This window comes from Mesorhizobium sp. M1399 (genome assembly GCF_040317735.1).
Taxonomy (GTDB): domain Bacteria; phylum Pseudomonadota; class Alphaproteobacteria; order Rhizobiales; family Rhizobiaceae; genus Mesorhizobium.
In genome coordinates, this window is sequence record NZ_JAMYKZ010000001.1 from 1 (window position 1) to 12,155 (window position 12,155).

Sequence of the window (12,155 nt, forward strand, 5' to 3'; positions counted from 1 at the left end):
GTATTTGCTGCTGAATGTGTAGTAGGGGAGTAGGGCAATATGGCAGTAGGGCAGTAGGGCAGTAGGGCAGTAGGGCAGTAGGTGTCTATTCAGCCGACAGCTTGCGGATGAGAAGCCGCAAGAGCTTTCCTACGCTCTCGCTGTGAGGCATTAATGATTCGACTGCCTCGCGAGAGGTAATTCCAACCCGTTGCGCGATTAGAAGGTGTGTCTCCAGTTCCTTGAGTGATCCCTGGGCGATCCTGAGAAACTGCTGGTAGGAAGCTCGGCTTTCTCGGCCGTAACCCTCGGCGATGTTGGCTGGCACAGACGTTGCTGCCCGACGCACCTGACCCGTCAGCCCGTAGAGCTCGTCCTTCGGCCAGGTCCTTGTGACTTGGGAGATTGCAACCGTTAGGTCCATGGCTTGCTGCCAGACGATCAGATCCCTGTACGATGCGATCTTGTCCGTCATCCTTGCCCTACTGCCCTACTGCCCTAACTGCCCTACTGCCATATTGCCCTACTCCCCTACTACACATTCAGCAGCAAATACTCCCGCTCCCATGGGCTGATCACTTCCATGAAGGTCTCGAATTCCGCCCGCTTGATCGCCGCATAAGTCGCTGCGAAGGATTTGCCGAGTAGGGCGCAGAGTTCCTCGTCGGCCTCGAACAGGTCGACGGCTTCGAGCAGGCCGCGCGGCAGGTCGATCTCATCCTCATTGGCGGTCGTCAGTACCGGCGGATCGGCCTTGATCTTATTGGTCATGCCGATCAGCCCGCAAGCGAGCGATGCGGCCAGCGCCAGATAGGGATTGGCGTCGGAGGAAGGAATGCGGTTTTCGACGCGCCGCGCTGCCGGGTCGGAGCGTGGCACGCGAAAGGCCGTGGTGCGGTTGTCGTAGCCCCATTTGTTGTTGACCGGCGCCGAGGCCGCCTGCGTCAGCCGCCGGTAGGAATTGACGTAGGGCGCAAACATCACCAGCGCGTTCGGCACATGTTTCTGCATGCCGCCGATGAAGTGGAAGAAGGCCTCGGTCTCCGAGCCGTCCTCCGCGGAAAAGACGTTCTTGCCGGTCTTCTTGTCGATGATCGACTGATGGATATGCATGGCCGAACCGGGCTGCCCCTGGATCGGCTTGGCCATGAACGTGGCATAGATCTCGTGCTTCAGCGCCGCCTCGCGGATGGTTCGCTTGAACATGAACACCTGGTCGGCGAGCTCGATCGGATCGCCGTGACGCAGATTGATTTCGAGTTGGCCGGCGCCCTCTTCGTGGATCAGCGTGTCGATCTCCAGGCCCTGGCTTTCGGAGAAATGATAGATGTCGTCGATCAGTTCGTCGAATTCGTTGACCCCGGCGATCGAATAGCCGGCGCCGCCGCCGATCGGCCGTCCGGAGCGCCCGACTGGCGGGGTCAGCGGGTAGTCCGGATCGGGGTTCTTGCGCACCAGGTAGAACTCGATCTCGGGCGCCACCACAGGTCTCAGCCCGCGTCTGTCATAGGCGGCAAGCACGCGCTTCAGAACGTTGCGCGGTGTGAACTCGACCGAGCGGCCGTCCTGGTGGACGAGGTCGCAGATGACCGCCGCCGTCGGGTCCTCCTCCCACGGCACCACCGTCAGCGTCGAGAGGTCAGGCATCAGCTTGAGGTCGCCATCGTCCTCCGGATAGTGGAAGCCGTTGCCGTCCTCCGGATAACCACCCGAGATCGTCGTCATGAACACCGCCGAAGGCAGGGCAAGCGAGGTGTTGGAGGTGAACTTCTTCGACGGCATCATTTTGCCGCGCGCAACCCCGGCCTGGTCGGGCGTGATGCATTCGATGTCTTCGATGCCGCGCCATTCCAGCCAGGCGCTGACTTCCTTCCAGTTCTTGACGCCACGTTGGTTTTTCACGAAGGCAGGCGTGCGGGCGCGTCCTCCGCGGCTCGACGGACGGACTTCCTTTTTTGCAGGCGGCATCAATCACCAGATTTGTTGCAGATTGTGGAGTATAGCCGTTGCCGGCGACCAAAGGGAAGGGGAGCCGGCTGGCGTGCGCCTCGATTACCGGGGGAACACAACGACTTCCGGATAAAAACATCCTGGTCTAGGGTCGGCGTCCCGCAACGCCGCAATTGAAGACGCCGAATGCAACACAGCCGCAAACTGACGACGATCGGCTTCGACGCCGACGACACGCTGTGGCAGAACGAACAGTTCTTCCGCATGACCGAGAAGCGCTTTGCCGCGCTGCTCGCCGACCACGCCGAGGAGGACTGGATTTCGGCAAGATTGCTGGAGGTCGAGAAGCGCAACCTCGCGGTCTACGGCTTCGGCATCAAGGGATTTACGCTGTCAATGATCGAGACGGCGATCGAGGTCACCGAAGGCCACGTGCCTGCCTCAACCATTGCCGAAATTCTCGCCGCGGGCCGCGAGATGCTCAGCCATCCGATCGAGCCGCTTCCCTATGCGCGCGAGACCGTGGAAAAGCTGGCCGGCGCCTACCGCCTGGTGCTGATCACCAAGGGCGACCTCTTCGACCAGGAACGCAAGCTCGCGCAATCCGGACTGGGCGAGCTGTTCCATGCGGTCGAAATCGTCAGCGACAAGAGCGCTGCCACCTATAGCCGGATCTTCAGCCGTTACGGCGATGGCCCGGAAAAGGGCATGATGGTCGGCAACTCGCTCAAATCGGACGTCGTGCCGGCAATCGAAGCCGGCAGTTGGGGCATCCACGTGCCGCATGAACTGACCTGGGTGCTGGAGCATGTCGAGCCGCCGGTCTCAGCACCGCGCTTTCGCCAGATAGCCAATCTCGGTGAACTGCCGGGCCTGATCGAGCGTATCGGCGAGATTGATTGATCAGGTCTGCAGTCGACGCGTCGCGATAGAGGTCAGTTGCGGCCGAGCCCGACCAGCCGGTCGATCACCGGCTGCAGCCGTTCGGTGGTGATCGGCTTGACGACCACCGCATCGATGACGCTCGACAGGCCCAGGGTCTCCGGAGTGCCGGCCTTGACTGAGAGCAGGATCACCAACGGAAGCGATTTGCCTGACGCCCTTCGCAGCGCATCGATGCCCGACAGCAAGGCGTCGCAGTCACCGTTCTCCGCTCCGCCGTCGAGAACGACAGTGCCGGGAATCAGCGCGTGCAAGGCCTTTGCCGCGGTTTCGGGAGTTTCCGAGATCGGTTTGAGGCCGGACCGCTCAACGATCTTTGAAACCACGACCCGGTTGATCGGTGATTTTCCGACCACCAGCACCCGCGAGAAATCTGGGAGCATCCGCGTCTCCACGCCCCGGCTAACGAACGCCGCCTGCTTTGCAGTCTCGATTTCGCGATTCGCTGGGCACATGGCGGGGCAGGCCGTTGTTCAGTGTTTCAATGCAGGGTTGAAACTTGAGAGGTAATTGGCGTGAGATCGCTGCTCATGTCAAGCTGAAATGGCATATCAGGAGAATATCGCAAGAAACATTAAAATTCAAAATAAGTGCTTTTCTTTGCCGCCGCTCGAAAGGAGAAGTCGCCATTACAACTGGGCAGGCTTCAGCGAAGTTTGGCTGTGCAGCGCGAACGCATCAACTCGCAGCCGTAGCCGGATTGAAGCAGGTTGGATGAAGGCGAGGCAAGTCTGTCGCGAGCTTGTCGCATCGCCTCGCTGGACTATCCTTCCTCGTTGGCTAAGCACGTCTCTTTGAGCGACGGGAGATGACAATGGAACTCGTGACTCATAAGAAATTTAAAAACGGCCGGTTGATGCCATGGGGAAAGGGTACGGTCGTTACCGGCGCAAAGGGGTTTGTCTACCTTTCCGGAAATACCGCGACGGCCGAGGACTACGATCCGATCGGCAAAAGCGGCGGCGGCGCCATTGGCGACGCGGCAGCACAGTGGCGCGCAGTTCTCACCAACATCAAATCAGATCTGGAGGAGCTTGGCAGCGCGCTCGAGCATCTCATCCGGCTGACCTTCTTTGTTAAGGGGCCATTTCCCGATGGCGGCGTTCTGAGCTCCCCCAATTTCCGCTTGGACGTCTTGGACGAATTCTTTGCGGTGCACTGCCCGAAGCACTGCAGCTACAACAACCCGCCGCCCTCGGAAGTTATTGGAGTTGCAGCGCTTGCTCAGTCTGATCTTGTCATTGAAATCGTTGCATTAGCAGCTCTGCCGGACTAGGCAGAGCCGCAGCCTGCGAGGTGCGATAGCATGCGTTCAAAAAGGCGCGGTGCGGTAGAATTCATTAGTCGTGGCTCCGCTGTGTGACGATGACCGGGATCAGCAGATCGCCCCAGTTGCCATCGCCGCCATGGTGACGTGCCGAGCGCACCAGTTCGACCGAGACGCCGGCCTCGACCGCCTTCATCACCGACTGATTGAGCCTGTGCAGATCGTTCGCCAACATGCGAATGGTCGCCTGCTGGTCGACATTCATGCTGGTGGCTTGCTCTTCGGCCCGTTCCTTGACGCGGCTTATCGATGCCATTGGTCTTCTCCTTGTGTTGTCATGCCCGTTTGGGCGTTCCCTCTGTTTGTCTGCTATTCCGCTATTCCGCTGCCGGCCTGAATTGGGCGTGCTCGGTCGATCCATGCATGGCCGTTGTCGAAGACTGGCCACCGGTGATCGCCATCGAGACGGCGTCGAAATAGCCGGTGCCGACCTCGCGTTGGTGCTTGGTGGCAGTGTAGCCATTGGCTTCCGCGGCGAATTCCGCCTGCTGCAGTTCCGAATAGGCAGCCATCTGCCGCTCCTTGTAGCCGCGGGCGAGCTCGAACATGCCGAAGTTGAGCTGGTGGAAACCGGCCAGCGTAATGAACTGGAACTTGTAACCCATGGCGCCGAGTTCCTTCTGGAACTTCGCAATCGTCGCGTCGTCGAGATTCTTCTTCCAGTTGAAAGACGGCGAGCAATTATAGGCAAGCAGCTTGCCGGGATGGTGCTTGCGCACACCCTCGGCAAACGTCCTGGCCTGCGCCAGATCGGGCTTGGAAGTCTCGCACCAGATCAGGTCCGCATAGGGCGCGTAGGCGACGGCGCGGGCGATGCAGGGCTCGATGCCATTGCTGACACGATAGAAGCCCTCCGCGGTGCGGCCGGCGCCATAATCGACGAAGGGCTGGTCGCGCTCATCGATGTCGGAGGTCAAGAGCTGTGCCGCTTCCGCATCGGTGCGGGCCACGACCAGCGTCGGCGTGCCCATGACGTCGGCGGCAAGCCGCGCAGCGTTGAGGTTGCGGATGTGTGCAGCGGTCGGGATCAGCACCTTGCCGCCGAGGTGGCCGCATTTCTTCTCCGAAGCCAGCTGGTCCTCGTAATGGACGCCGGCCGCACCCGCCTCGATGAATGCCTTCATGATCTCGAAGGCGTTGAGCGGCCCGCCGAAGCCGGCTTCGGCATCGGCGACGATCGGCGCGAACCAGGTGTCGACCGACAGCCCCTTGCCTTCGGAAGTCTCGATCTGGTCGGCGCGCTGCAAGGTGCGGTTTATGCGCTTGACCAGTTCGGGCGCCGCATTTGCGGGATAAAGCGACTGGTCCGGGTACATGGCGGAAGCGGTGTTGGCATCGGCGGCGACCTGCCATCCCGACAGATAGATCGCTTTCAGCCCGGCCCGCACCTGCTGCATTGCCTGGTTGCCCGACATGGCACCGAGCGCGTTGACGAAATCCTCTTCATGGATGAGCTGCCACAGCCGGTTTGCCCCCATTTCGGCGAGGCTCTGCCGAATCTGCACCGAGCCGCGCAGCCGTCTCACGTCCTCTGGCGAATACGGCCGTTCGATGCCATCGAAGCGCCCTTGGGGCGCCGACGGGACAAGGTTGTAAAAATCGGTCATTGGTCACTCCAGGCTGGCTTTAATGCCGGTTTCGGAAACGCCGTACAGAAGGAATATGTGCGCCGTGTGCGTGACATCATTTACATGTCGGCACTAGGCAAGCGAGACAAACTCCGAAATTGGCCATGAAATAAGAGAAAACCTGTGTTGTATTTGACTGATGAGAGCTGTAAATTTGTCATGATTGTAAACGCCGCCATGCCATCAGCGGATGTAAATTTTTGTCAAGGACAGTCGATTGGCCGACCATAAAATCTTTGCCGGGCCGCGCATTCGTCGCATCCGCAACGCCAAGGGCCTGACCCAGACGGCGATGGCCGAAGGGCTCGGCATCTCGCCGTCCTATCTCAATCTCATCGAGCGCAACCAACGGCCGTTGACGGTGCAACTGATCCTGAGACTGGCGTCCGTCTACAAGGTCGACCCACATGAATTGCAGGGCGAGGCGAGGGGTTCGGTCGCCGATTTGAAGGAAGTGTTTTCAGATCCGTTGCTGGCCGGCGAACTGCCAGGCGACCAGGAACTCATCGAGCTTGCCGAGGCGGCGCCCAACGCTTCCGCCGCTGTGATAAAGCTGTTTCGCGCCTATCGCGAGCAGGCCGCGCGGCTATCCGATCTCAACGAGCTGCTCGCGCGTGAGGGCAAAGCCACCGCACTCTCCGGCGCCCGGCTGCCGATCGACGAGGTGCATGAGATTTTCGAACGCCGGCCGAACCATTTTACCGCGCTCGAAGAGGAAGCCGAGGCATTCACGTCGGTGCTCGATCCCGGCGACGATCTGTTCAGTGCGTTGAAGGCTTGGCTGCGGCGTGAATTCGGCGTCGTCGTCAAGGTACTGCCGGTCGCCACCATGCCCAACTGGCGCCGTCGCTATGACCGTCACTCGCAGCGCCTGTTCCTGTCCGAGCGCCTGTCGCCATTCGATCAGTTGCGCGAGGTGGCGATGGAGGCCTGCCTGATCCGCATGAGCGTTGCTGTCGCTGCCGAAATCCAGGCGCTGAAGCTGACCACAGACGAAGCCCGCCGGCTCGCCCGTTTCGAACTCGGCCGCTATGCCGCGCACGCGCTGATGATGCCCTATCAGCCTTTTCACGCCGCTGCGGTCCGCGCCCGCTATGACATCGACATGTTGCGGTCGCGCTTCGGCGTTTCCTTCGAGCAAGCGGCGAACCGGCTGACCACGCTGCAGCGGCCGGGTGCGTCGGGCGTGCCATTCTTCATGCTCGAGGTCGACAGTGCCGGCAATCGCTTCCGCAAGGCGGGCAGCCACGGCTTTCCGCAAAGCCGCTTCGGCGGCGGCTGTCCGAAGCTGCCGGTCCATACCACCTTCGGCCAACCCGGCCAGATCCTGGTCGAGGCCGTGGAAATGCCAGATGGTGCGGCGTTCCTCTGCATCGCCCGCACGCTCGAAGGCCCGCAGGGCTCGTTTGCCGAGCGACCGCGCCGCACCGCGCTGCTGCTCGGCTGCGACATCGGTTTTCGCGATGAGATCGTCTATGGAGCAGCGTTGCCGGGGCCGGCCGCCATCGGCAAGGCCGGACAGAACGCCGCTGTGTCGGCTACGCCGGTCGGCGCTGCCTGCCGGCTGTGTGAACGCATCGGCTGCCTCGCCCGCGCCGAGCCACCGGTGACACGCCCGCTCGGCCTCGACGAAATGGTGACGGGACTGTCGGCGTTCGATTTTCAGTGACGGCAAATCAGAGTTGCCGGGGATCGTGCCGCGGGCGCATTCTATCGGCTACCGCTGCCTATCAGAACGTCCATTTCAATCGTCAGCGGCTCTCCAGGGCTCGGCGACGCTAGCCCGCGCCAGACCTCCTCGCGCACGATGTGCTTCATATCCGGAGGGAGCTGGACATACTCCTGACCGCTCAATGTTGCGCCCTTGGCGATGCCGCTGAAATAGTCGTCGAAGGACGAGAACTTGATGGGCCGCGTTTCGAGCTGGACGTCAATCTTTCGAAACCCGGCGCGATAGAGCAAATCATGCAAGCATGTGGCGTCGGGGACGGAGAAGAAGCGATTTAGCTTTTCAGCTTTCTCAGGGGCATGGCGGGCGATTACCGCACCTATTCTGGCGAACAACGAACGCTCTGGCGTCGTTGTCACGCTAACTGCAGTCCAGCCGTTGGGGCGCAGAACCCGGCGAAATTCCGAAAGCGCTCCAAGCTGGTCCGAGAAGAACATGAGCCCAAGCTGACAGGTCACTGTGTCGAACCGACGGTCCTCATAAGGAAGCGCGTGAGCGTCGAACGTAGCGAGGGTGATTGGCTGGTCTTTCAAATTGCGTTTGGCGGATTCGAGCATGGCCGGCGAGATGTCGCCGCCAATCACGGCGCCGGAAGGGCCTACAATGATGGCAGCGGCTTGCGCTGCCGCTCCGGTGCCCGTTGCGACGTCGAGCACGCGATGGCCAGGCGCAATCCGTGCTGCCTTCAGCAAGGACGGGATAAACGAGTTCGTCGCACGGGCGAACAACTCGTCATAGCCAATCGCCGCCGTTTTGTAGAATGGCTCATCCATGGGGGCGCCCTATACATTTGCACCGTACGTCGAGCATGGGGCGTCTGTCGATGATCGGGCATCTCTGTGCACCTGTCGGTGCGCCAAATGGAACACGATGCTGGATCACTCCCCATCCCCGTCTTTGCGTTACGCGATTAAGGCACGTTTCTGTCGTCCGCTTTGCATCGTGCCGCCTCGAAACCGCCGACAGTCGTAATCATGACCGACATATCATCACCGCAGATCGCCGTTTCGCCTCCGCGAAATGAGGAGCGTATCGGTTTCCTGCTGGTGTTCCTGTCGGCGCTGATGTGGAGCCTCGGCGGTACCATTGCCCGTTTCATCGATGCCGGCGACAGCTGGACGGTGGTGTTCTGGCGCTCGGTCTGGGCCGCCGCCTTCCTGCTCTGCTTCATGGTCTGGCGCGACGGCTGGCGTGGCACGCTGAAGCTGTTTCGCGGCATGGGCCTGGCCGGCCTTGCGGTGGCGTTTTGTTTCGCCACGGCGTCGACCTCTTTCGTCGTGGCGCTTGCATATACCACCGTCGCCAACATCCTGTTGATGCAGGCCGGTGTGCCGCTTCTGGCGGCGTTGTTTGCCTGGGCGCTGTTTCGCGAGCGGGTGGCCGTGGCGACCTGGCTGGCGATCGCCGCCGTCATTGCTGGCGTCGCCGTCATGGTCTCGGAATCGCTCGATGGCGCCGTATCGCCGATCGGCGATGGGCTGGCGCTGCTCATTGCCGTTATGTTCTCGATCGCAACCGTCATCACGCGCCGCTTTGCCCATGTGCGCATGACTCCGGCGACGTGCCTCGGGACGATGCTGGCGGCCGCCTTCGCGGCATCGCAGGCGTCGGCACTGGGCGTTTCCAGCCACGATATGGGCTTCCTTTTTGCCTTCGGCGTGGTCAATCTGGGGCTCGGCCTCGCCTTCTTCGCCACCGGCGCCCGGCTTGTTCCGGCCGCCGTGGCGGCGCTACTCGGCACGTTCGAGCCGATCCTAGGCCCGATCTGGGTTTGGCTCATTCATTCCGAGGTGCCGTCGGCGCGCACCATCGTCGGCGGTGCGGTCGTCATCACGGCGCTCCTCGTCCATATCGGGCTCGAATTCAAGCGCCAGACGCGGCCGCAGCGGGCGGGCGTCACCGGTGTGCCTTCGCCTAATTGATGCAGCGCGCGCGCCAAAGCGAGATGGACCATTGACAATGTCGCAGCCGCGCGGGCAGGCTGCGATCACGGCAACAACAAGACAGGCGTATCTTGCCAAGTCTCCATGCCGGCTGCATCGAGGCCGGACAACATCGTCGTCTCCCTGCGCGCGCCGTAGCGAAAGCTTCTGACGGCGCCGCAACACCACCAGCGCCACGCCAAGTCTTCACTGTCGCCTCGTCGCCGAACCATAATGGCGCCGGCAATTCGCGCTTGTCGCCTGCCTGCAAGCTCAATACCCTGAAGCAAATGCCCAGCCGGGCGCACGCCGCGACGAGCTGGCGACGGACGGAACACTCATGAAAGGAGAATAGCATGACCCGCAAAGCGCTCTGGCTTTCGGCGACTTCGGCGTTTCTGGCAGTTTTTACCTTGGGCGCGCATGCCGAGGACCGTGTCGTCAATGTCTTCAACTGGTCGGACTATATCGACAGTTCGATCATCGACGACTTCACCAAGGAAACCGGCATCAAGGTCGTCTACGACACCTATGATTCCAACGAAATTCTCGAAACCAAGCTGCTTGCCGGTGGTAGCGGCTACGATGTCGTGGTGCCGACGGCAAGCCCGTTCCTGGCCCGTCAAATCCAGGCCGGGGTATATCAGAAGCTGGACAAGTCGAAGCTGCCCAACCTTTCCAATATGTGGAACGTGGTGATGGAGCGGGTTGCGAAGTTCGACCCCGGCAACGAATACTCGGTCAACTACATGTGGGGGACCACAGGCATTGGCTACAACACCGAGAAAGTGAAGGAAGCCCTCGGCGTCGACAAGATCGACAGCTGGGATGCGGTCCTGAAGCCGGAGAATATCGCCAAGCTCGCCAATTGTGGCGTGTACTTCCTGGATTCGCCTACAGACATTTTTCCGACTGTGCTGAACTATCTTGGCCTCAAGCCTGACTCGACCTCTCCTGACGACCTTGCCAAGGCCACAGATCTCATGCTGAGCATCCGGCCATCTATCCGCAAATTCCATTCGTCGGAATACATCAACGCGCTCGCCAATGGCGACATCTGCGTGGCTGTCGGATTTTCGGGGGATCTCTTCCAGGCCCGCGACCGTGCGGCGGAAGCGAAAAAGGGGGTCGACATCGCCTACACGATTCCAAAGGAAGGTGCGGAAATGTGGTTCGACGAAATGGCGATCCCGGCCGATGCACCGCATGTCGCCGAGGCACACGAATTTCTGAACTACATGATGAGACCAGAAGTTATTGCCAAATCCACCAACTTTGTCTTCTACGCCAATGGCAACAAGGCCTCTCAGCCGCTCGTCAGCAAGGAGATCCTTGATGACCCGGGCATTTATCCGGATGACTCGACGCTGGCCAAGCTGTTCACTGTCGGTCCATATGACCCCAAGACGCAACGTCTCGTCACCAGATCGTGGACCAAGGTCATCACGGGACAATAGTGATCTGACGCGACCCCGGTGGCTGACTGCCGGGGTCGTTTTTCAGGGGCAGAATCAGGCACGGAGTGGGACATGAAATCGCTTGGCAGCATCCGCAGGGATTTCGCGCCATGGAACGATCCGAATGCCAAGCCATACATCCAGTTCGACAACGTCACCAAGAAGTTCGGCGACTTCACTGCCGTCAACAATCTGTCGCTGACCATCTTCGAACGCGAATTCTTTGCCCTGCTCGGGGCCTCGGGCTGCGGGAAATCGACGCTGCTCAGGATGCTTGCCGGCTTTGAGGAACCGACCGCCGGCCGTATCCTGCTCGATGGCCAGGATCTGCGCGGCATCCCGCCATATCGGCGGCCGGTCAACATGATGTTCCAGTCCTACGCCTTGTTTCCGCACATGACGGTCGAGAACAACATCGCGTTCGGCCTCAAGCAGGAAGGCATGGCCAAGGCCGATATCGACAAGCGCGTCGCCGACATGCTGAAGCTGGTCAAGCTCGAGCAGTTCGCCAAACGCAAGCCGCACCAATTGTCGGGCGGCCAGCGCCAGCGTGTCGCACTGGCCCGCTCGGTGGCCAAGCGGCCGAAAGTCCTGCTGCTCGATGAGCCGCTTGGCGCGCTGGACAAGAAGCTGCGCGAGGAAACGCAGTTCGAGCTGATGGACCTGCAGCAGAACCTTGGCCTCACCTTCGTCGTCGTCACCCATGACCAGGAAGAGGCGATGACGATGGCCGACCGCATCGCCATCATCGACAAGGGCGAGGTGATGCAGGTGGCGACGCCGGCCGAGGTCTACGAGGCGCCGGGTTCCCGCTTCGTCGCCGGCTTCGTCGGCAATGTGAATATGTTCGACGGCAAGATCGCGGCTGGCGAGGCCGGCAGCGCAAGCATCGACGCCGGCAACGGCATCACCATCCGCACCGAAAATGCCGGCCGTGCCGCCGCCGGAACGTCCGTTACCTTTGCTATCAGGCCGGAGAAGATCAAGGTTTCCTCCACGAAACCGGCTGGTGCCGTCAACGCCATCGAGGGCGAGGTCTACGACATCGCCTATCTCGGTGACATGACCATCTATCACGTCAGGCTGGATGACGGTCAGGTGGTGCGGGCGAGTACCATGAACGCGGCACGCATCACCGAGGATCCGCTGACCTGGAACGACCGCGCCTGGGTTTCCTTCCGACCCGACGCCGGCGTCGTGCTGACACGGTAGGGACTGATC

At 61.0% G+C, this 12,155-nt stretch carries 12 protein-coding genes; 6 read left to right on the forward strand and 6 right to left on the reverse strand.

Annotated features, from left to right (window positions below; all coding sequences use genetic code 11):
• Nucleotides 1-85: 85 nt before the first annotated feature.
• The gene (locus tag NKH05_RS00005; RefSeq protein ID WP_023719407.1) at nucleotides 86-454 is read right to left on the reverse strand and encodes a four helix bundle protein; all 369 of its coding nucleotides are present in this window, start codon (nucleotides 452-454) and stop codon (nucleotides 86-88) included.
• A 59-nt stretch (nucleotides 455-513) separates the two neighbouring features.
• On the reverse strand, nucleotides 514-1,947 hold the full coding sequence (locus NKH05_RS00010) for a glutamine synthetase family protein (RefSeq protein ID WP_023719406.1): 1,434 nt from the start codon (nucleotides 1,945-1,947) through the stop codon (nucleotides 514-516).
• A gap of 168 nt (nucleotides 1,948-2,115) precedes the next feature.
• Here NKH05_RS00010 and NKH05_RS00015 point away from each other — a divergent pair, with 168 nt between their 5' ends.
• Nucleotides 2,116-2,832: an HAD family hydrolase gene (locus tag NKH05_RS00015; protein ID WP_352493833.1), complete on the forward strand. Its 717-nt coding sequence runs from the start codon at nucleotides 2,116-2,118 to the stop codon at nucleotides 2,830-2,832.
• A 32-nt stretch (nucleotides 2,833-2,864) separates the two neighbouring features.
• Here the strand turns inward: NKH05_RS00015 and NKH05_RS00020 are convergent, their stop codons facing one another.
• Nucleotides 2,865-3,254 carry a response regulator gene (locus NKH05_RS00020; protein ID WP_353024833.1) on the reverse strand — a complete coding sequence of 130 codons (390 nt, stop codon included), beginning with the start codon at nucleotides 3,252-3,254 and terminating at the stop codon, nucleotides 2,865-2,867.
• 431 nt (nucleotides 3,255-3,685) lie between these two features.
• On the opposite strand from NKH05_RS00020, the gene NKH05_RS00025 reads away from it, so the two are divergent.
• Entirely contained in the window at nucleotides 3,686-4,147 is a 462-nt protein-coding gene (locus NKH05_RS00025; RefSeq protein WP_023719403.1) for a RidA family protein, read from the forward strand.
• A 64-nt stretch (nucleotides 4,148-4,211) separates the two neighbouring features.
• On the opposite strand, the gene NKH05_RS00030 is transcribed toward NKH05_RS00025, so the two are convergent.
• Together NKH05_RS00030 and aceA are read right to left on the reverse strand one after the other, a co-directional pair.
• Complete coding sequence (locus NKH05_RS00030; protein ID WP_023719402.1) at nucleotides 4,212-4,454, reverse strand: SMc00767 family acetate metabolism repressor; 243 nt, start codon at nucleotides 4,452-4,454, stop codon at nucleotides 4,212-4,214.
• Nucleotides 4,455-4,515: 61 nt separating this feature from the next.
• Nucleotides 4,516-5,805, reverse strand: a complete 1,290-nt coding sequence (gene aceA / locus NKH05_RS00035; protein ID WP_023719401.1) for an isocitrate lyase — start codon at nucleotides 5,803-5,805, stop codon at nucleotides 4,516-4,518.
• A gap of 238 nt (nucleotides 5,806-6,043) precedes the next feature.
• On the opposite strand from aceA, the gene NKH05_RS00040 reads away from it, so the two are divergent.
• Nucleotides 6,044-7,495, forward strand: a complete 1,452-nt coding sequence (locus NKH05_RS00040; protein WP_352547849.1) for a helix-turn-helix domain-containing protein — start codon at nucleotides 6,044-6,046, stop codon at nucleotides 7,493-7,495.
• A 41-nt stretch (nucleotides 7,496-7,536) separates the two neighbouring features.
• Here NKH05_RS00040 and NKH05_RS00045 read toward each other — a convergent pair whose 3' ends face one another.
• On the reverse strand, nucleotides 7,537-8,328 hold the full coding sequence (locus NKH05_RS00045; protein ID WP_352547848.1) for a class I SAM-dependent methyltransferase: 792 nt from the start codon (nucleotides 8,326-8,328) through the stop codon (nucleotides 7,537-7,539).
• A gap of 201 nt (nucleotides 8,329-8,529) precedes the next feature.
• Between NKH05_RS00045 and NKH05_RS00050 the strand changes: the two genes are divergently transcribed.
• From NKH05_RS00050 to NKH05_RS00060, 3 genes are all read left to right on the forward strand, one after another.
• Nucleotides 8,530-9,477 carry a DMT family transporter gene (locus NKH05_RS00050; RefSeq protein WP_352482382.1) on the forward strand — a complete coding sequence of 316 codons (948 nt, stop codon included), beginning with the start codon at nucleotides 8,530-8,532 and terminating at the stop codon, nucleotides 9,475-9,477.
• Nucleotides 9,478-9,833: 356 nt separating this feature from the next.
• Nucleotides 9,834-10,934, forward strand: a complete 1,101-nt coding sequence (locus NKH05_RS00055) for a polyamine ABC transporter substrate-binding protein (RefSeq protein ID WP_353006862.1) — start codon at nucleotides 9,834-9,836, stop codon at nucleotides 10,932-10,934.
• A 72-nt stretch (nucleotides 10,935-11,006) separates the two neighbouring features.
• On the forward strand, nucleotides 11,007-12,146 hold the full coding sequence (locus tag NKH05_RS00060) for an ABC transporter ATP-binding protein (RefSeq protein ID WP_023719395.1): 1,140 nt from the start codon (nucleotides 11,007-11,009) through the stop codon (nucleotides 12,144-12,146).
• Nucleotides 12,147-12,155: the final 9 nt, after the last annotated feature.